At 40.1% G+C, this 20,292-nt stretch carries 15 protein-coding genes; 10 read left to right on the top strand and 5 right to left on the bottom strand.

The features are described 5' to 3' along the window. From MTBBW1_RS14075 to MTBBW1_RS14065, 3 genes are all read left to right on the top strand, one after another. Positions 1-478 (top strand): potassium channel family protein (locus MTBBW1_RS14075; RefSeq protein ID WP_080804401.1); only part of this gene is annotated, 478 nt, incomplete at its 5' end. Position 479: 1 nt separating this feature from the next. Continuing rightward, the gene (locus MTBBW1_RS14070; protein ID WP_080804400.1) at positions 480-1,211 is read left to right on the top strand and encodes a hypothetical protein; all 732 of its coding nucleotides are present in this window, start codon (positions 480-482) and stop codon (positions 1,209-1,211) included. A 241-nt stretch (positions 1,212-1,452) separates the two neighbouring features. After that, entirely contained in the window at positions 1,453-3,111 is a 1,659-nt protein-coding gene (locus MTBBW1_RS14065) for a methyl-accepting chemotaxis protein (RefSeq protein WP_080804399.1), read from the top strand. Between the two features lie 253 nt (positions 3,112-3,364). On the opposite strand, the gene MTBBW1_RS14060 is transcribed toward MTBBW1_RS14065, so the two are convergent. Both MTBBW1_RS14060 and dctP read right to left on the bottom strand, forming a co-directional pair. Further along, positions 3,365-4,624, bottom strand: coding sequence for a PDC sensor domain-containing protein (locus tag MTBBW1_RS14060; RefSeq protein WP_080804398.1), 1,260 nt, complete (start codon positions 4,622-4,624; stop codon positions 3,365-3,367). Positions 4,625-4,714: 90 nt separating this feature from the next. Then, a complete protein-coding gene (gene dctP, locus MTBBW1_RS14055) occupies positions 4,715-5,722 on the bottom strand; it encodes a TRAP transporter substrate-binding protein DctP (RefSeq protein ID WP_080804397.1) in 1,008 nt (335 codons plus the stop codon). 427 nt (positions 5,723-6,149) lie between these two features. On the opposite strand from dctP, the gene MTBBW1_RS14050 reads away from it, so the two are divergent. The 7 genes from MTBBW1_RS14050 to MTBBW1_RS14020 all read left to right on the top strand — a co-directional run bounded on the left by MTBBW1_RS14050 (position 6,150) and on the right by MTBBW1_RS14020 (position 14,054). Beyond that, a complete protein-coding gene (locus tag MTBBW1_RS14050; RefSeq protein WP_080804396.1) occupies positions 6,150-8,051 on the top strand; it encodes a sensor histidine kinase in 1,902 nt (633 codons plus the stop codon). Between the two features lie 138 nt (positions 8,052-8,189). Next, positions 8,190-8,642: a response regulator gene (locus MTBBW1_RS14045; RefSeq protein ID WP_080804395.1), complete on the top strand. Its 453-nt coding sequence runs from the start codon at positions 8,190-8,192 to the stop codon at positions 8,640-8,642. 137 nt (positions 8,643-8,779) lie between these two features. Then, the gene (locus MTBBW1_RS14040; protein ID WP_080804394.1) at positions 8,780-10,627 is read left to right on the top strand and encodes an SLC13 family permease; all 1,848 of its coding nucleotides are present in this window, start codon (positions 8,780-8,782) and stop codon (positions 10,625-10,627) included. A 15-nt stretch (positions 10,628-10,642) separates the two neighbouring features. Further along, on the top strand, positions 10,643-10,939 hold the full coding sequence (locus MTBBW1_RS14035; protein WP_139786773.1) for a hypothetical protein: 297 nt from the start codon (positions 10,643-10,645) through the stop codon (positions 10,937-10,939). 43 nt (positions 10,940-10,982) lie between these two features. Continuing rightward, on the top strand, positions 10,983-11,504 hold the full coding sequence (locus MTBBW1_RS14030; RefSeq protein ID WP_080804392.1) for a YIP1 family protein: 522 nt from the start codon (positions 10,983-10,985) through the stop codon (positions 11,502-11,504). Positions 11,505-11,731: 227 nt separating this feature from the next. Further along, positions 11,732-12,637, top strand: coding sequence for a CBS domain-containing protein (locus MTBBW1_RS14025; protein WP_080804391.1), 906 nt, complete (start codon positions 11,732-11,734; stop codon positions 12,635-12,637). Positions 12,638-13,010: 373 nt separating this feature from the next. After that, on the top strand, positions 13,011-14,054 hold the full coding sequence (locus MTBBW1_RS14020) for a universal stress protein (RefSeq protein ID WP_080804390.1): 1,044 nt from the start codon (positions 13,011-13,013) through the stop codon (positions 14,052-14,054). A gap of 192 nt (positions 14,055-14,246) precedes the next feature. On the opposite strand, the gene MTBBW1_RS14015 is transcribed toward MTBBW1_RS14020, so the two are convergent. The 3 genes from MTBBW1_RS14015 to MTBBW1_RS14005 all read right to left on the bottom strand — a co-directional run bounded on the left by MTBBW1_RS14015 (position 14,247) and on the right by MTBBW1_RS14005 (position 20,166). Beyond that, positions 14,247-16,202 carry an ATP-binding protein gene (locus MTBBW1_RS14015; RefSeq protein WP_186441309.1) on the bottom strand — a complete coding sequence of 652 codons (1,956 nt, stop codon included), beginning with the start codon at positions 16,200-16,202 and terminating at the stop codon, positions 14,247-14,249. 866 nt (positions 16,203-17,068) lie between these two features. Then, positions 17,069-18,388 (bottom strand): (Fe-S)-binding protein, encoded by a 1,320-nt coding sequence (locus tag MTBBW1_RS14010; RefSeq protein WP_080804388.1) that lies wholly within the window; start codon positions 18,386-18,388, stop codon positions 17,069-17,071. Between the two features lie 458 nt (positions 18,389-18,846). Then, positions 18,847-20,166, bottom strand: a complete 1,320-nt coding sequence (locus tag MTBBW1_RS14005; protein WP_080804387.1) for a (Fe-S)-binding protein — start codon at positions 20,164-20,166, stop codon at positions 18,847-18,849. Positions 20,167-20,292 lie beyond the last annotated feature (126 nt).

Raw genomic sequence — 20,292 nt, 5'->3', positions numbered from 1 at the left:
TGTTGATCCAGTAAGATGGGATGCTGCAGTGTGTGCCATTGGAGATGACTCCAAAGAGGCGTCTATTATATGTACTGCACTTCTTCGTCAGATGGGAGCACCCCTTGTTGTGGCAAGGGCTAATGACAGGATGCACCAAAGAATCTTGCAGCTTGTGGGGGCGCACCAGATCATCAATCCTGAACAGGAGTTTGGAAAACGTTTTGCCAGTCGCCTTCTTTACCGCCATGTGATTGCAGATACCACCCTTGGTGAAGATCTTATGCTGACCGAGATCTGCGTTCAGCCGTCAATGGCAGGCAGAACACTTGTTGACCTTGAACTTCCCAGACGCTTTGGAATAATGGTTGTTGGAATCAGAAGAGGGGATACAAAGCGTATTGATAAGCCTTCTCCCACTGAAATGCTGCGTGAGGATGACACCATGATAATTGCATCAAGTGAATCTGCTATTCCCAGATTGATAAAAGAGGTGTGAAATGCAGATGGGGAAGATGGTCAGGGTGAGTTCGCTTTTGCTTATTGTTCTTAATATTCTTATGGCTCTTGGCTCTGTCTGGATTTTTATGCGTATGACACCGGCTATACAGGTAATAATCGAAAGAAATGAGCATTCGCTTCAGGCTTGTGAAGAGATGCTGGCATCTTTGTCGCTTATTCTCGCTGAGAGCGAGAATAATGTTGATAAAGAAAACAAATCTGGTAATGAGAATAAAGCTGATAATGAGAATAAAATCCATCATGAAAAACAAGAGAAACTCTTTCTCCGCTTTGAATCTGCTCTGGAACGTGCCATGAGTAATATTACAGAAAAAGAAGAACCCACTGCCCTTGATGCCATAAGTTTATCATATAAAGATGCTTTTTGGGGAGATGTCGGAGCTGTAAAGAATACTGTTGAAGGAGTAGTGCTTCTTGGAAAGATCAACAGGCAGGCAATGATACAGGAAGACCTCCGTGCCCAGCAGTTCGGCAGGGCAGGTGCTTGGACAATAGTTTTTATGGCAATTGCCGTTTTTGTGGCAGGTATGATATTTAATCGCTATCTTCGGCTGCGTTTGATAAAGCCTTTGGAAGAGATGGATAGCGTAATCAGAGCACGCAACAGTGGTGATATGCTGCGCAGATGCTCGGGAAACAATTTAACGGATGATTTCAGAAAACTGTTTAATGGAATCAATGATATTTTTGACAGCCGGCATGGAGGATAGAAATAACATAAAAAAATAACTGACTATTAAGGAATGAGCACAAAACAACTTTCCCATTCTGATTTAAACTAAGCGGGTGCGACGCCCACGTTCCCAGAAATTAATGGGCACGTTCTTTAAAACCCATTCCTTAATTGTATAAACGGGCATGATTGATTTCGTATCAATCACCCCCAAATATAAAAATGATAGTCATTTTCACGGTAAAATAGAGATACTTTAACAGAAAGGGATGTTGTAAATGAACGTTAAAAACTGGAAACTGGGATGGAAACTCGGTGTTGCATTTGCTCTTATGATTTTTATGATGATCGTAATAAGCGTTTTGAGCAGTATTGAAATGAAGCATGTTGCCGGCAATATTGATCAGTTTTATCAGCATCCATACGCAGTAGTGACAACCCTTAACAAAATTGATGCTGATATTGTGAGAATACACAGGGCCATGAAAGAGATGGCTATTGCTGCAAAAAATTCCGACAAGGCAAGAGTCAGTTCAGAAATCAGACAGATTGACACATATGAGGAGCAAGTCCTTGAAGGATATGCTTTTCTTAAGGAGCGTTTTATGGGTGATCCAGAAAAACTCTCCCGCTCTCTCAGCCTTTTCAGTGAATGGAAGCCGATAATAAAGGATACAATTTCCGAGGTTCAGGCAGGGAATTATACCCCTAAGGGGAAAAACTATACACAGCTTAAAAAGATTAATCAGTCGCTCATGGAGCTTATGGAGTTTTCTGAAAAAAATGCTGCCCAGTTTGTAGAGACATCTGATTTGCAGATCCGGAGAGTTATAAAGATTGAGTATGCAGTGCTTTTCACAAGCATTATTTTTGCAATTTTGCTTGGTTATTTTATTACAAGTGGCATAACAGTTACTCTTGGCAAGGCACTTAAAATGGCAAATGCCATGAAAAAAGGCGATTTTACTGCCCGAATCGAAAATTCACGCAAGGATGAGACAGGAGAACTTGCAGATGCTCTTAACCAGATGGCGGATAATCTCAAGGAGATGATAGAAGATGTGGTTGACGGGGTAAATACTTTGTCTAAATCATCCTCTCTTCTTACTGATATATCCAATGTTATGGCATCAGGCTCTGAAGAGACAGCATCTCAGGCCAATTCCGTTGCAAGTGCTGTTGAGCAGATGAGCGCCAACATGATTTCTGTGGCATCTGCCATGGAGCAGGCAACAACAACTGTAGGTATGATTGCAACATCCACAGAGGAGATGAGGGCAACCATAAATGAGATTGCAAAAAATTCAGGAGAGGGCAGAACAATTGCAAATGATGCAGTTTCAAAGGCAGCAAGAACAACGGAAAGGGTAGAGGAGCTTGGAGAGGCAGCTAAACTTGTAGGAAAGGTTACAGAAACCATTACAGATATATCCGAGCAGACAAATCTTCTTGCTCTTAATGCTACAATTGAAGCAGCAAGGGCAGGGGAGGCTGGAAAGGGTTTTGCAGTTGTGGCAAACGAAATCAAGGATCTTGCCCGACAGACAGCAGATGCAACCCTTGAAATCAAAAAAAATATTGAAAGGATGCAGGATTCAACTCGTACATCAATTGATGAGATCAAGGCAATTTCCCAGATTATTAATAATATAAATGATATCTCCTCCACCATTGCAGCGGCTGTTGAGGAACAGTCTGCAAGTACCAGCGAAATCACACAGAATGTTCAGCAGGCTGCGGATGGCTTAAATGATGTCAATGAGAATGTTGCTCAGGTGTCTGATGTTACAAGAGACGTTGCATCCAATGTGGCAGGAGTAAGCCAGGTTGCCGAAGAGATGGCCGAGAACAGTACCCAGGTTAGCACAAGTGCCTTGGATCTTTCCAGACTTGCAGAAAGGCTCAATAAAATGGTTGCACGTTTTAAGATAGCATAACTCTTTTGGGGCATCCATATTATTGGTTATTTGCAGTTATTGAATTTGTCTGAATCAGGATAACCAGGATGGATAGGATGTTCAGGATACTCAAAATCGACATCTTATTGTTTTTTAAGTTACTGAATTTGTCTGAATCAAGATAACCAGGATAAAAAGGATGTTCAGGATAGTTCATCCTGCCTTATCCTGTTTATCTTGGATATCCTGATTCAGACAGTATTTACAAGTAGTGGATTTACAACTAATACAACTAAAGAGTGCCATATATATCAATATCAGGATAGTGTTCCTTCGCACATTTCGGGCAGATGCTGTGGCTGAAGTCAGCCTCGGAGTGGCGTTTTACATAGACCTCAACCCGTTCCCAATATCCTTTATCATCCCTGATGTTTTTGCAGAAGCTGCATATCGGTACAATTCCCCTTAAAGTTTTGATTTCTTTTAATGCCTTTTCAATCTCTCCGTTTTTTTCAATTAATGCCAAATTTGTTTTTTGCAGCTCCTTAGTACGCCTCTCAACAGTATCTTCAAGATCAAGTTGATGTTGCAGCAGTCGGGCTTCAGCGATTGTTCGTTTCCTGCCCTGTTTTATTGCAAGTACAATTGTAAAAAGAGAGATAATTGATGTAATGAGAATCATCAGAGTATCTTTTTTTGTCTCTTTTTGCCATTTTTCAAGAATGCTATCTTTTGTGTACATTACAGCTACATAATATGGGAAATCTCTGAGCTGGTATGTTGAAATAATTGCATTATCAGTTTCATGGGTTTTATACCCGCCACTAATTAAATTAAGGTTAGATATTGAATCAAAATAAGTGAGCGAACTCATTGTCTGGCCTCTTATATCTTTGTGTGAATCGGGATTGTTGAACCAGCCGCTGAGAATTTTTTCCTTATTATCAAATAATACTATCATGTCAGCATCAATTGTAAGATAACTGTCATAGCGTTCATAGAAAAAAGCAGAGTCAATGATTGCAACAATAACCCCTGCAAATATTCCATGTTTGTTTTCAATTCTGCGACTTAAAAATATAAAAGGATGGGGTTTCTCTTCTGGCAATATACCTGTGGCAAATTCAATCCAGGCATCTTTATGCTCCTCAAAAGATGGCAGAGTGAAATTGGCTACTTTGTTGATGCTGTAAGTTATCTCTTCCTGTGAATCAAGCAGGATTAAATTTTTTATATGGGGCAGAAATGTGACTTCATTTGTTATGAAGCTTTCGGCAGAAGGAGAAACAGTAACTCTATCCTCGTCACACTGGCTTCCAATGATTGAAGATATGGATAGAAGTGTGAAATCAGCGGTATAAAGTACACTGGATGCATTTTCTCCAAGCAGTTGGGCCTGGGCTTTGGATTTTATGTGGGATTCATTGATATAAGATTTCTTGTTCCTTAGAATTGATGTTGCACTGATGGTGAAAAAAACAGCTGCAGCAATTGCTATCGTTGAAACAACGATGGGAAGGTAAAATTTATTTTCTTTTAATATTGGTGGCATTTTTTTATCGTGAAAATGACTATCATTTTTATGTTTGGGGGTGATATTTTTATGTTTGGGGGTGATTGATACGCAATCATGCCCGTTTATTTAAAGTTCAGGAATACTATTGAGTTGCATGACAAGCTCATGGTCAATACCCACTTCACTTATAAAATCATTCTGCATTGAAATAAGTTTTTTTCTCCATATCCGGAGCTGATCCTCATCAGGTACAACAACTTCAACACCATTTTCAATTAATTGCTCTTTTGCTTTTTGCTGGGCATCTGCCGATGCTTTTCTGGAAACGTTAACATTTTCCTCCCATGTGTCAACAATAATCTGCTGTATATCCGGCGAAAGCTTCTGCCAGAAAGAGAGTCTTACCAAAGGGATATATTGTGGAAAATACTCATTATCCTCAAATACGCTTTTTATCCCTTTTTCCCAAAGCTTTGCGCTTCTGATGGTTTCATATGTAGTAAGCACCGCATCAACCTTGCCAAGTTTCATATATTCAGGAAGATCAGGCCATGGGATAATTGTTGAAATCCCACCAAATGCTTCTATTCTTAGTTTATTGGCAACACCGCCAGCCACCCTTACCTTGAGTCCATCTATATCTTCATGCCTGCTTATTTTTCGGTTGATTCCAAATATGTGAGCATGGCCAAGATCAATCCATCTTCCCACAACCTTTAGTTTCAGATTTTTTTCAATATTTTCATTTAAAGTTCGTCCCACAATGCTGTCAAGAACATTGTAGTTGGTCTCTACAGGTTGTCCATAAAAAAATGGCAGTAAAAAAATTCCTGCATCAGGCTCAAACTGGGTCACATGCCACGTCCCGGGAACTGCCATCTCTACCTTTCCCTGAACCATTGCCCGAATGACATCACTATCTCTAAATAGGCGTGCATCTGAGAAAAAACGAACATCAATTTTGCCCATAACTTTTGTTTTCAGGGTATCTGCAAATATTTTTACTGATTTTGTGTGAACATGATTTTCGCTGTTTTCGACAGATATTCTCATCTGTGGGAGAGTTTGGGAAAATGCCGAAGAAAAAGATATACCCATAAGGCATATTATAACATAAATTATATGTTGTTTCATGAGATACTCCATGTTGTTTTTTATATGAAAGTCTCGGTAACAGCCTGTTTTAAAAACGACTTTCATCCCTTCGATTGTGGCGGTAATCCGCCATGTACGTTTATATGGTTTTTTAAAGAGAGATTATGAATATATTGTTAAATAGGTATTAGATAAAAATCGCTTGAAGAGCGGACTGTCAAGAATATTGAAAAGATTACGTTAACTCCTTTTTAAAGTCAAGTTTGATGGGCTTCAACCTTTTTTTACAGGTTGAAAAGAAATCTGACATCTGCCCTGTTCCTATCTTTTATCATCTGTCTGATGAAATGTTAAAAAACAAAAAAATTCAAATGGTTACATCATTTTGTAAATTCGACTCAACAACGGCATCATAGTTGCTCTGATTCTTACGCAACAGAAATCTTAATAAGGGTGGGTAAAAGTCATGCAGAATAAAAAACAAATTGAAAAGAGACGACTTGAGCAGGTGAAGCGTGCAATTCTGACTAATATGATAATTGTACCTTTTATTCCTTTTGTGATGGCAATTGGCGTGAGTTTTTACTATTTCACAACATCCCTTGAGAGCAAGAGTATTAGCAGCCTTAAAAGAATAGTGGGAGATCACGGTGATATGATTGATTCTTTTCTCATGGAGAGAAAAGCTGACCTTGAACTGATTAGCAATATTTATACATTTGAAGATATCAATGAAAATGGTTCAATTCAAACCATATTTGAAAATCTAAGAGAGAGATCTGGAGCTTTCATTGATCTTGGACTGTTCGACTCCCATGGGCTGCATGTGCGCTATGCAGGAAATTATGAACTTAAGGGGAAAAAGTATCAGGATGAGCTTTGGTTTCGGGAGGTTATGCAGAATGGATATTATGTCAGCGACATCTTTTTGGGCTACAGAAATGTTCCCCATTTTGTAATAGCCGTCCGTAAAGGTGAAGGGGCTGACAGTTGGATATTGCGGGCAACCATTGACACGCTTTTTTTTGATAATCTTGTTTTTAAGGCAGGTATAGGAAGAAGTGGAGAATCCTTCATACTTAACAGAGAAGGGGTGGCACAGACAGGAAGGCGTTCCGGTGAGGTTGAGATTATGCAGAAGGATGAAGAGTTTGCAAGGTTTCCACCGCCATTGAAAGGCAGTTTATTAACAGCGGAAGAGAAAAGCTTAGTAAAAGCAGGGGATACAATTCAAACTTTTATTCAATCAGGAAATTCCGGCAATCAATATCTTTATGCAATAACCTGGATAAATGGAAGGGACTGGCTTCTTGTGGTTAGACAGGAGAAAAAAGATGCATATAGCGCTTTTTACTCTGCTCTCTATATAAGCCTTTTTATTATGGTAGCTGGCGGTGCAGTTATTATTGTGATGGCTTTTTATATCACTGAAAGAACAGTTAAACGAATAGAAAAGCTTGGGCAGGAAAAGGAGAGCCTCGGGCATCAACTTATACGTGCAACTCAGCTTGCTGAAATTGGCGAAATGGCAGCAGGCTTTGCCCATGAGATCAATAATCCTCTTCAGATTATTAAGAGTGAACACGCCCTTATTGAAACGCTTATTGATGAAATAAGGGAGCAAAGGCTTTCAAAACACAGTGTTGTCGCAAGGGAAGAAAAAACGCCATTGGTTTCAGATATTGAAGAGTCGGCTTCATCGTTGTCGGTTATTGAAGAGAGTGCTTCATTGCAGTCAGATATTGAAAAGAGAGCTTTATTGTCAGCAGACCGTGATGCGTCAGATGCCTTGATGGCGGAGATTGAAGAGTCTCTGGATCAGATAAAGTTACAGGTCAATCGATGTTCCGAGATAACACATGCAATTTTAAAGTTTGGTCGCAAAAACGATACAAAAAAGCAGTCTCTTTTTCCGTCGCTTATTATTCCTGAAATTATCCATATGATTGAAAAAAAAGCAGCCGTGAATGGAATTCAAATTGTCAGAGAGATTGCCGCGGATACACCTGCTTTTGTTGGTGATGCATCACAGTTTCAGCAGGTTATGCTCAATCTTTTCAACAACGCAATGGATGCAATAGCAGATCGGCATGGGGTATCAGGAGGAAGATTGACCATAGAGTCCTTTAAAAATATTGAGGATATGCTGGAAATCACCATAACTGATAACGGTGCAGGTATTCGTCCGGAAAATATTGAAAAAATATTTTCTCCTTTTTTTACAACAAAACCTGTGGGTAAGGGTACCGGCCTTGGTCTTTCTGTCTGTTACGGAATTATAGAAGGTTTTGGTGGAAGCATGAAAGTTAGAAGTGAGCTTGATATCGGCACGACGTTTATTATTACTCTGCCGATTAAAGATGTATAAAACAGTTGTGTAATTAAATCTATTGCTTTGTCATCTGTCAGTTTGTTTTGGAGGAGTTGTTGTAGCTACCCCGCAAATTGCTTACTTACAGTGGCTGGCAAAGGAACTTGAAAATCATGGAAAAAAAGGAGGTCAACTGTGGAAAAAATGAAAATGATGCTGGTTGATGATGAAGAGAGATATCTTAAGACAACATCAAAACTTATTCAGAAGAGAGGCGTTGAAGTATTGACTGCATCAAGCGGAAAAGATGCCCTTGAGATTTTGCAGCGTAATCTTGTTCATGTGGTGATTCTTGATGTCAAGATGCCTGATATGGATGGCAACGAGACCCTTCAGGAGATCAAAAAGAGATTTCCACTTGTGGAAGTTATAATGCTAACGGGTCATGCAACTGTGGATTCTGCCATTGACGGGCTTAAAGCAGGAGCATTTGATTATCTTATGAAACCCGCTGATATTGATGAGATCATGGAAAAATCAATCAATGCCTTTGAAAAACTCCAGAAACATGAGGAAAAGATAAGGGTTGCCCAGGCAAAAAAATATATGAGATCCCCAAGGGAAATTCTTAAAGAAGATATTGAATAGAAATAGTGGTTCTTCAAGTTTAAACTGTCGGGTGATTTTTAAGACAATTCAAAGGTTAAAGGGCTTTTATACCCGACAATCAAACCTTGAAAGAACACTAAAGAGTCATATCCACTTAGGTATGCAGGAGAAAAAAGATGAAAAAAAACAAAAAAATTACAGGCTACGATAAATATGTTGACTGGAAGGTCTTTATTGTTCCGGTGGTACTCTTTTTTGTTGTACTTGTTATTCCCACTCCCTATGGGATGAAGGATGTGGGAATGGAATATACGGTTGCACCAAAAGCTGTAATTAACCATTTTACAAAGGCACTTTTCAATAAGAGCAGCTCTGACGCTGAACAGTGGCAGCTTGTTGCAGCAAAAATGATGGAACAGAGCATACAGATCGGTGCTTTGAAGAAACCAAGGTTTCTCAAGCGGGACATTAAATGGTGCAAAAAATATGGAATAGAGACAGATCAGAAAAATTTTGACAAGGCTCGTGAATATATTGATGCATCAGTATCTGAAGAAGAGTTTCTCACCATGATGCAGAAGGGGTTGGAACTGAGAAAAACCGGCCTTAAATATGAGGAACTTTCGGAAAAAGACAAGAAAACAGCAGACAAGGGCGGTTGGCACATAAAGGTTGCCGTTGCAATGGGGGTTTTTGTTGTACTCTGTTTTCTAACCGAATGTATCCCCCTTCCTGCTGTTGCTTTTTGTATAGGTCTTATTCTTGTGTTCACAGGTGTTGTATCAAGAAACGATGTTGCAATGCTCTACTGGAGCGATGCATGCTGGTTTATCATGGGAAGTCTTATGTTTGCGGCAGCTTTTGTCAAGACAGGGGTTGATAAAAGGGTTTGTCTTATGATGTTCAAAAAACTTGCTGTTCCCAATGTAAAGTGGATTACTCTTATTTTCTTCCTCATAATAACTCCCTTAGCAGCATTTATATCCGACCATGCACTTGCTGCAATGTTTCTACCCATTGGTATGCTTTTGTATCAGAACAGCCTGACAAATGATATTCCCGAAGACAAGGAGCTTGCAAAGCTTTTGATGATTGCCATTGCAATGGCCTGTAATATAGGAGGTCCAGGTGCCCCTTCAGGTGGTGCCAGAAACGTTATAATGATGACCTATCTTGCAGATATGTTCGGGTTTGATATCGGATATTTCCAGTGGGTTACCTACTGTTTTCCATTCCTCTTTATCATGATTCCGGTTACTTGGTTTATGACCAATATCAGATTTAAGCCAAGAATTGTATCCCTTGCTCCTGCAATGGATCAGTTAAAAGCTGAAATTGACAGGATGGGTGGATGGAACAGACATCAGATATGGGCACTTATCATCTTTATTATCATGGTTTTTGGATGGTTTACGGAAAAAGCCTTTTATGATTTGGGTATTTACCCCATTCGTACAGGTATTGGAGTGCTTGCTGTGGCTGGTGCTGTGGCCTATATCCTGGCAGGTGTCGTCAACTGGAGGGATTACCAGGAAAAGGTGGACTGGGGTGTTGTATGGCTCTATGCCGGAGCAATTATTTTCGGGCGGGTACTTGATGACACCGGAGCTGCTTACTGGCTTGCCAGAACAGTTATTGATTTTCTTGCACCACTTGGAATGGATGCAGGTATAAAGCTTATGGTTGTCAGCAATGGACTTACCGCACTTTTGACCAACCTTATGGCAGACGGCCCTGCAGCAGCAGCAGTTGGCCCAATTACCCTAAACATGGCAGGGCTTGTGCATCCCGGCACAACTTTTCTACCCTTTATGGCAATGTCCACAGCAATTGCATCTTCATTTGCATATTGCCTTATTATCGGCACGCCTCCCAATGCAATTGTATATGCCAGCGGATATCTTGAGCCAAAGGATTTTTTAAGGGTTGGGATACCAGTGTTTTTTATCGCCAATATTATTCTGATTCTGCTTACTGGAGTTTACTGGGTATTCAGAGGCTTTAGCGGACTGCCAGGATTTTAGGCAAGGATGGGAAATATGAAAAACAAAATAAACATTAAAGAAATTTCTCAAAAAAGTATGCTTTGTCCGGATTCTGTTTGTCCGGAAATGGAGGGGATTGCTTCTGAAACCTTAATTTCTTCATGTGGCAGCGCATCTTCTGAAAAAAAACGCATGGAGCCGGATAATGTTGGTGAAGAGAGTTTTGAATCGGGTTTTGTTTTCAGGAATGGAGTGCTCTATTTTTCAAGGGAGCTGGAGCGCAAGGTGCTGTTTTTTATGACAATGGTGATGCTACTGGCCGGAATCGCCGTGAAAATGGGAATATTTTAGAGCTGTTTTAATGGTGATCGGGCAGAAAAAGGGGATATTCGAAATGGTTGGAGAGCTAATAAAATCCTGTCAGTTCTATGGTTATGCGGTGATACAGATTCTTATAGAGCCACGGCAGTTTTTTTCAGAACTTCCTGGCAATACAACGATTCTGAAATCTCTTGGTTTCTGTGTAATATGCAGCATATTCCATGTAGCCTCAAGTCTTTTGACCGGAGAATATAAGAATCCGGTCAGTATGGGGAGTGTACTCTTTGTCAACAGCATTGGAATGGTGGCTGTTTCATCAATATTGAGTTACATAACAGTTGTCATGATATTGAAAAAAAAAGTCCATTTTGAACGTTTTTTCAGTATCAATGCCTTTGCGTCAGGAGTTGTGCTGCTTTTTTCCTGGGTATCTGTTTTTATGTGGTTCACAGAACCCTGGAAGTGGTGGCTTGTTTATACCGGATTGAAAAACAGTTGCGGGTTTGCATGGAAATCTGCCCTGACGGTTCTGATTCTGACCATGGTTGTCCAGTTCTTTTTTATATACTCTCTTTATCTGGCTTTTTATAAGTAAACGGACATGATTGCGTATCAATCACCCCCAAATATAAAAATGATAGTCATTTTCACGGTAAACAGGCATGATTGATTATGTATCAATCACCACCTAAATATAAAAATAATAGTCATTTTCACGGTAAACTAAGGAATGATGGCTCTGTGAAAAGTGAAAAGATTAATTGATGTTAATATTATTTTTTACAGGCTTGTCAATAATGAATCATCTGGAGGCAAAGCAAAATGAAGAAACAGATAAAAATATTGATGGTTGACGATGAGAAAAGATTTCGGGAAACCACAAAAAAAATATTGGTAAAAAAAGGATTTGATACCATCCTTGCCGAAAGCGGTGAGGATGCTCTTGCAAAACTTGGGGATAATCCTGATGTGGTTATACTTGATATAAAAATGCCTGGAATGGATGGGCATGAAACCCTGAAACAGATCAGGAAAAAAAGACCTGAGCTTCCTGTGATAATGCTAACAGGCCATGGAGACAAGCCATCTGCACGGGACGCCCTTGTTGAGGGGGCATTTGATTACCTTGGCAAGCCATGTGATATTAACCTTTTGACGGAAAAAATAAAGGAAGCCTGCTCTTTTAAGGATAAAAGTGTTGTTCGCAATGAATCAAAAGTCATGGATGTAATGATATCCATTGCAGACTACACAACAATTGAAGAGACAAAGAGTCTTCAGGATGCCATTGATGCACTGAAAAAATCCTTTACATCAAAAATTGCCACAAACAGCCTTATGGAGACAGGCCATCGCTCCATTCTGGTGGTGGACTTGCAGGGTGAGGTTACAGGTATTTTAACCATAAGGGATATGCTGGATATGCTCATGCCTGGTTATCTTTCTGCCCCAAGACCTTCCCTTGCAGACAGCATTGAGTATTCGCCCATGTTCTGGAGCGGGATGTTCACACTTGGAATCAGGGATATGAAAAATAAAACCATAAGAGATGCCATGTCTCCATCACCGATATCAATTGACGGCAGGGCAAATCTTATGGAGGCAGCATACAGGATGGTTTATGCAAATGAACGTCGCCTTTTGGTTACATTGGCAGGGAAAACAGCCGGTATAATAAGGGAGCAGGATCTCTTTTTTGAGATGGAGAAAATTTTGAATAGGGATTAGTACTTAAAATCGACATCTTATTCAAAATCGATATCTTATTCAAAATCGACATCTTATTTAAAATCGACAACCTTTTTAAAATTGATATCTTATTGCTTTTTCAGCAGTTATTGCATTTGTCTGAATCAAGATAACCAGGATGAAAAGGATGTTCAGGATGGCTAATCCTGACTTATCTTGTTAATCCCGGGTATCCTGATTCAGACAATATTGACAATGCTCAGAAGCTCATAAGTGTCAACTTTGAGTTAGTAAACAGCTCTCAAGGATGGCTTATCCTTATATTCAGACAGGAACAAGAAGATAATCAGGAACAAGAAGCATCACAGAAGAGACAATGCAGCAACGTCTAAAATAACAGGGAGGCGATGATATGTCTGAAAATTCAGTTAAAAAAGATGATATAAATGGTTCAGTTGATCCGGAGAGTATAAAAGATTCCAGATTTACAGACAATACAGGCAAGTCAGAATCAAAAAAGTGTGAAGATAACAGCAATAAAATTCTTGTTGCCCTTGATGGTTCTGAAAAATCCCTGAAAACAATTCAATATCTGTGTGACTTCAAGCCCTTCATGGGAAAGGATATCCTTCTTTTCAATGTTTTAAGTCCCATGCCGGATGCTTACTGGGACATGAATATTGATTTTTTAAATGATGAGCCTGCCTTGCCGGATACAGCGCAATGGGAAACCGAGCAGCGACATTATATTACAGACTTTATGGAAGAGGCAAAGGTGCAGCTCATTTCAGGAGGATACACAAAAGATAGAGTATCTTTTCGTATTCAGGAACGGATAAGGGGCGTTGCAAGGGATATCATTGATGAGGCCTCAAAAGGATATTTTGCACTTCTTTCCAGAAGACGGGGAGCAGGGGCCATGCTTAATATGGTAATGGGAAGCACAACCACAAAAATTGTGGAAAAGCTCTCTTCTGTTCCCATTCTTCTTGCAGGGGTTCAGAGGGCAAACAACTCTATTTTTCTGGCACTGGATGGCTCGCCTGGTTCAAAAAAGGCAGTTGACTTCACAATCAGAGCAGTTGCAGGTTCAGATTGCCGTATTGTGTTGTGCAGCGTGCTAAGGGATTTGGGATTGAGGCAGGGAAAAAATGAAAATATGGGGGATGGCCCGGGCTGGATAAACAAGGTTTTTGATAAGGTAACCCTTGCCATTGATGATGCAGCTCAAAGGTTTCAGGCAGCCGGTATTCCGGTTGACAGAATAAAAAAGAAAATAATAACAGGAGCCAGCACCAGAAGCGATGTAATATCAGCAACAGCAGAAGAGGAGAAGTGCGACACCATTGTCCTTGGCCGAAGGGGACAATCCAATGTAACAGATTTTAATATTGGACGTGTGCCCTGGAAGGTGATCTATGTGGCACGGAAAATGACAGTGTGGATTGTGTCGTGATTTTACCGTGTAATACCCCTCATCATTTTCATCATTGGGGGTGGCCGAAATCGGCTATGAGTGTTTGCTGTAAAAATAGATATAAATTTCCATATTCGGGGTGGTTGAATGCCAGCTATCACCGTTTACCGGTAGTGTCCCAAAACTGTGGATAACTCTCTGTTAATGTTTGTCGGAAGAGCTGTTTCCTTATCAGATAAACGGATTTGGGACACCATCAAAATTTGAACAATTTTTGCCAATATTTGCCTTGATTACAGCTTCCAGTTCATCAATGGTGAAAGGTTTAAGAAGGCTTGCGTCAAATCCATATTTTTTAAAGTCAATTATTGCAGGGCAGCTTGGCGAGCCTGTAACCACAATTGCCCTTTTCTGAAATCCCAGTTTACGAAGCTCTTTCAGCGTCTCAATGCCACCCATGCCGCCTTTGATATTCTGGTCAAGAAGAATCAGGTCAATAGGCTTTCCGTTTTTTAATGTCTGCCGGTAAATGTCCACAGCCTCCTGTCCATCAGCAGTCTGCAATGCTCCATATTTTATTGATTTTAACATATTGCCAATCATTTCTCTTATGATATGGTCATCTTCCATGAAAAGAATTGTGGGACGTAAAAGATCTGAAGGAATTTTTCTCCATTTACAGGCGTCTGTATCGATTTCCGGCATGGGCAGGGTTATTGTTATTGTGGAACCTTTATTGAGCTTTGAATTAATATTGATACTTCCTCCATGCTTTTCAATAATTGACTTTGATATAGCAAGTCCCAAACCCATACCTTTACGTACTCCAAGCTGTTTGGAGGAAAAATATGGATCAAAGACCTTATGCAAATCAGATTTTGGGATACCTTTTCCTGTATCTGTTAAAGACAATTTTAGATATTTTTTATTTTGAGGAAGTCCGGGGATATATGGTGCAGATTTTGTTGTAATTGTAAAGTCTCCGCCATTTGGCATAGCTTCAATTGAGTTTGTTATGATATTTTGGATTGCAGCAGTAAGAAGATCTGGATCTGCTTCAATAAAAGGGCTGTCTGCCTCATTATGAATGGAAATATTTATGGAATTGTCAAATATTGTATTTTTAATTGCTTTATCAATAATGTCATTTATGTTGGTTGAGGATTGACTCAGCATTGAGCAGTGGGAAAGGGTAATGAAGTTGTGTGTAAGGTTTCTGGCCTGTTCGCAGGCTTTTTCAACGGCTTGTAGCAATCTGCTATCATAGAGATTGTTAGCACTATCCTTTAAAAGGGAAATATTTCCCCATATGATTGTCAGAAGATTGTTGTAATCATGGGCAAGACCGCCAGAGAGGATTGAGAAGGCTTCAGCCTTTCGGGCAGCAATGGTATCCTGCTCATGTTGTTTCATGGGAGTAATATCCCTTACTGTGTGAACAAATGCCTGTTCTCCATTTTCATTGTACTCAAAGGGATCTACTGTTGTCTGAAGCCAGCGGCCATCCTCAATCTGAAATTCCAGGGTTTCACGCTTTTTTGTTCTTGCAGCTTTTTCAAGGGGACAGTTCAGGGGAGTCTGACGGGTTTTATGTATTACATGGTGACAACATTCTCCTATAATCTCATTTTCCCGCAATCCTACTATTTTCTCGACGCTGGGGTTGGAAAAAAGAATTTTATGATCTTTGTCTATAATACATATCCAGTCTGAAATTGCATTGAAAGTCATTTCCAAACGTTTTTTTGACTTTTCAAGTTCTTTTGCAACATTTTTATGCGTTGTAATATCAATAGCTATTTTAAATAAATTTGAATTGTCTCTTTCATCAGTAAGTGAATAGTTGCAAAGTTCATAGTGCTTCTGGTCGTAACCGCAGTGCCATTCTGCTTTTTGACAATTTTGTTTATCATTGTAATGAAAGATAGAGCAGTGCTCACAAGGCTCTGTGCGTTTATATTTTATCTGATAGCAGTTATTACCGTTATTGTGGCCAAAATGCTGCAAAAAGAAGCGGTTGGCATATTGGATAGAGTGGTTTTTATCCAGAATAAAAATAAATGCAGGGAGATGATCCAGAATAAATGGCAATCTGCTGACCAATGGCTCTGTTTCTGGTCTTTTAGTCTCCTTTGAATGATAGTGCAAGATTTGTTCGTAGCTGGAATTTTTGGATTCATTATCCATGTTTAAGTCCTGTTGCAGAAAATGTTGGGGGATGTTTATTTTTAGGCTTTTTCTGTTCTTAATAGAAAACAGTGGAAATAAGCAAGTAAAATGTTTCATGGAATTGAAATTTTTTCTCTTTTCTTGCGTGAGGATTATGTATGGGATGTTGAAGGAGCTGGCATTGATCATTGATGGTCTTTTAAAAAAGTCGGAAATGACAAAATAGCTATAGTATTCCAGATCATTAAATTGATAATTGAAAAGTCTAACTATCTGTTATCAAGATTAATTTTTTTGACAAAAAATAAAATATTTTTCTGGAAAGCTATATTAATAAGTTCTGAGGGGGGTATGACTTTCCCTCTCCAGATGTGGAGAGGGGGAAGGTGGATTGGCAAGTTACTCAAAGCCGACACCTATGATCTTTTGAGCCTTGTCAACATTGTCTGAATCAGGATGTCCAAGATTAACAAGATAAGGCAGGATTATTTATCCTGAGCATCCTTTTCATCCTGGTTATCCTGATTCAGACAAATTCAATAACTGCTCAAAAAGCAATAAGGTGTCGATTTTGAGAAGTTATTTAAGATCTGTCCAAAAAAAAGGCATCCTTCATATCAACTCAAAAGTAGGTTACACTTTTTGGAAAATATTGAACCATGATTAAATGATTTAAGGATTAACATGATGAAAAATCAGGATAATCCCTTAATCATGAAAATCATGGTTCAGAAAAAGTGTAACCCTATAAATGAAAGATGCCAAAAAACTTGATGAACCTGTAAAAAGTCCGATTTTGGGATTTTTTTAGCCGTAACCCACTGAAATTATTAATAGCGACTTTGGCGTTTTGGACTTTTTACGATACCATCAAACTTGATATTTTACATGGCTGATTCAGGATGAAAAACATCAACTTCTTTAAGGTCATCACCAAGGTATTCCCGTTCATTGGGGCCGAGAATCCCAAGGGAGAGACAAAGAAGTGTCCACAGATGAACAGTCTGCCATGCGTGATCGTGAACGTCACTTAGGTCATGAACCTGTGCATGACAGTTATGGCATGGTGTAATGCAGTACTGTGCCTTGGTTGCAAGTATCTGGTTTGCCTTGGTCTTGCCGTAGGCTCGTCTTGCATCAGGAAAGCCTGACTGTAGAAAACCACCACCGCCACCGCAGCAGAAGTTGTTGGATTTGTTGGGAGTCATGTCAATAAAATTTTCCTCTCCAACAACAGCTTTTACAACATATCTAAGATCTTCAGCCACAGGGTCGCCAAGGGTTTTTCTTACAAGCTGGCATGGATCCTGTACAGTGAATTTGATCTTTCTTTCCCTGTTCCATTCTGAACTTGGTTTAAGTTTACCTTCACGTATCCATTTTGCGTATAGCTGGATAATACTCATGATTTCAAATTTATGCTCAATGTTGAATTTTTTCAGTCCTGCCAGGACTGCAAATAGTTCGTGCCCTCACTCGGTGTTGAGCCACACCTTGGCCCCAAGATCATCCACAGCCTTGGCCTTGGTTCTTACAATTTTTTCCCAGGATTCATCTTCTGCCATGAACATGCAGTAGTTCTCTGCAGCAAAGCCTTTTGAGCTGTATGTCCAGTCAGCACCGGCAAGGTGGAGAATTTTCCAGAGAGGTACCATCTCATCAGGTTCTGTGACAGGTTCCCTTGAGTTCTGATTGAGAACATAATAGGCGCCTTCACGGTTGACATCGGCTGTCATTTCAGCAAATTCCGGTTGTGCCTCCCTGTACTCTTCAAGTACATCGGTTACAACAAACTCAAAATCCTCTTCAGTGGCACCCATTGCACTGCATGTATCATTTCTAAGAGCCATGTCACATGAACCCAGAATTCCCTTGGGCTTGTCATCCCTTGCCCATGATTTTCTGGCATGATATACAAGCTGGGGAATATTGATCTGCATTGGGCAGACATAGATACATCTTTGGCACATTGAGCACATCCAGACCCAGTTTGTACTGAGTATCTCTTCATCCATGCCAAGTGCTGCCATTCTCAGAAATTTTCTGGGATCCATGCCTTCAAGTCCTGTGGCTGGACATCCGGATGCACATGCCCCGCATGTAAGACAGGCATTGAGGTTGCCGCCGTCAGGCAGAATTTCCATAACCTTGTCTTTAAAAACACTTTTATGTTTTTTTGCAATTTTTATTGCTGCTTCACCCATTTTGATTTGCTCCTCCGTTTTTGACCCGTCAGTCATGAGTTCTATTCTCTTAAATGACATCTATATATAGTATCTTCATTAAGGTTAAAAATACCATATATAGTGATTGATTTAGAAACCTACGACCCTTGGGTTTTTAATATAACTTCATAAGTAGGATATTTTTCTCTTATAATTTGAAGTATGTCAACCCATTTCATCTTTTTTGTAAGAAGGACGCAAAAAACCCGTTTCAGAATAATCATCTGAAATGGGTTTTATTACAGGCACCAAAATGTAGAAAACAGAGTAATATTACAGGCACCGAAATTTATAAAACAGGGTAATATTACAGGCAAAAAACGGCATCTTTCATTTGCCAGTTTACACTTTCTATATGATATGAAGGATGCCCAAAAAATTCTGTATAATATGAAGGTGCCCAAAAAACGGAGAAAACAGAAGTTATGTCTCTGCTGCTACATGGCTGTCTCAGGGTGAAATACATTCACTTCTTTCAGGTCATCCCCGAGATACTCCCTTTCATTTGGACCAAGGATTCCAAGGGAAAGACATATCAGTGTCCAGAGGTGTACCACAGGGTAATTTCCACCGTAGTGTTCGCTGAGTTCATGGATCTGTGCATGGCAGTTATGACACCCGGCAATGCAGTAATCTGCCTTTGTGGCTCTGATCTGGTCATCCTTGATCTTGCCGTAAAGCAGGCGCTCTTCTTTGAATCCTGACTGGAGAAAACCGCCACCGCCGCCGCAGCAGAAGTTGTTTGATTTATTTGGGGTCATGTCAATGAAGTTCTCTTCACCAACAACTGATTTAACTACAAATCGAAGATCATCTGCAATTGCATCTCCATAGGATTTTCTCACAATCTGACAAGGGTCTTGAACCGTAAATTTTATTTTCAGATCCTTGTTCCAGTCGGAGTTTACCTTAAGTTTTCCTTCCCTTATCCATTTTGCATAATACTCATAGATATTTTTAACTTCAAAATTGTGCTCAATGTTGAATTTTTTCAGTCCTGCCAGGACTGAGAATGTTACGTGCCCTCACTCGGTGTTGAGAAACGTCTTGCACCCCACGTTATGGGCTGCATCAACACTTTGGCGTGTCAGATGCTCCCATGACTTGTCATCAGAAAGGAACATGCAGTAGTTTTCTCCTGCCCATCCCTTGCTGGTGTAAGTCCAGTTTGCACCCACAAGATGGAGTATTTTCCATAAGGGAACAAGTTCATCAGGTTCGGTTACAGGTTCACGGGAATTCTGGTTCAGAACAAATTCTGCCCCTTCTTTGTCAATGGGGGCTTCCATCTCTTCAAATTCCGGCTGGGCTTCCCTGTACTCTTCAAGGACATCGCCCACTACAAATTCAAAATCTTCCATGGGAGTACCCATGGCACTTCCTGATTCATTGGAAAGTGCAGCATCGCATGATCCAAGTATTCCCTTTGGACGGGTTTCCCTTGGCCATTGTGCCCTTGCATTGTAAACAAGTTGGGGAATATTTATCTCCATGGGACATACATATACGCATCTTTGGCACATTGAGCACATCCAGACCCAGTTGCTGGTAAGAATCTCCTCATCCATTCCAAGTGCTGCCATTCTCAGAAATTTTCTGGGATCCATGCCCTCAAGTCCGGTTGCTGGACATCCTGACGCGCAGGCACCACATGTCAGGCAGGCATTGAGGTTTCCACCGTCAGGCAGAAGGGCCATAACCTTGTCTTTGAAAAAACTTTTGCGTTTTTTTCCAATTTTAATTACTGCTTCACCCATAGTGAATTTCTCCTTGACTCATCTCTTTTTCATGTAAGGTACATGGCATCTCACATCAAGCCATTCCTTTTTAGTAATCTTGGCGACTTTCATGTAAGGTACATGGCATCTCACCGCCACAATCGA

Source organism: Desulfamplus magnetovallimortis (assembly GCF_900170035.1).
GTDB lineage: Bacteria > Desulfobacterota > Desulfobacteria > Desulfobacterales > Desulfobacteraceae > Desulfamplus > Desulfamplus magnetovallimortis.
The sequence above is the reverse complement of the archived record's forward strand: the minus strand, read 5'-3'. Positions and strand labels throughout refer to the sequence as shown.

Bases quoted from the DNA above. Each gene is read 5' to 3' on its own strand.
- MTBBW1_RS14060 (WP_080804398.1), bottom strand. From the start codon at position 4,624: ATGCCACCAATATTAAAAGAAAATAAATTTTACCTTCCCATCGTTGTT.
- dctP (WP_080804397.1), bottom strand. From the start codon at position 5,722: ATGAAACAACATATAATTTATGTTATAATATGCCTTATGGGTATATCT.
- MTBBW1_RS14050 (WP_080804396.1), top strand. From the start codon at position 6,150: ATGCAGAATAAAAAACAAATTGAAAAGAGACGACTTGAGCAGGTGAAG.
- MTBBW1_RS14070 (WP_080804400.1), top strand. From the start codon at position 480: ATGCAGATGGGGAAGATGGTCAGGGTGAGTTCGCTTTTGCTTATTGTT.
- MTBBW1_RS14025 (WP_080804391.1), top strand. From the start codon at position 11,732: ATGAAGAAACAGATAAAAATATTGATGGTTGACGATGAGAAAAGATTT.
- MTBBW1_RS14030 (WP_080804392.1), top strand. From the start codon at position 10,983: ATGGTTGGAGAGCTAATAAAATCCTGTCAGTTCTATGGTTATGCGGTG.
- MTBBW1_RS14035 (WP_139786773.1), top strand. From the start codon at position 10,643: ATGAAAAACAAAATAAACATTAAAGAAATTTCTCAAAAAAGTATGCTT.
- MTBBW1_RS14040 (WP_080804394.1), top strand. From the start codon at position 8,780: ATGAAAAAAAACAAAAAAATTACAGGCTACGATAAATATGTTGACTGG.
- MTBBW1_RS14020 (WP_080804390.1), top strand. From the start codon at position 13,011: ATGTCTGAAAATTCAGTTAAAAAAGATGATATAAATGGTTCAGTTGAT.
- MTBBW1_RS14065 (WP_080804399.1), top strand. From the start codon at position 1,453: ATGAACGTTAAAAACTGGAAACTGGGATGGAAACTCGGTGTTGCATTT.
- MTBBW1_RS14015 (WP_186441309.1), bottom strand. From the start codon at position 16,202: ATGGATAATGAATCCAAAAATTCCAGCTACGAACAAATCTTGCACTAT.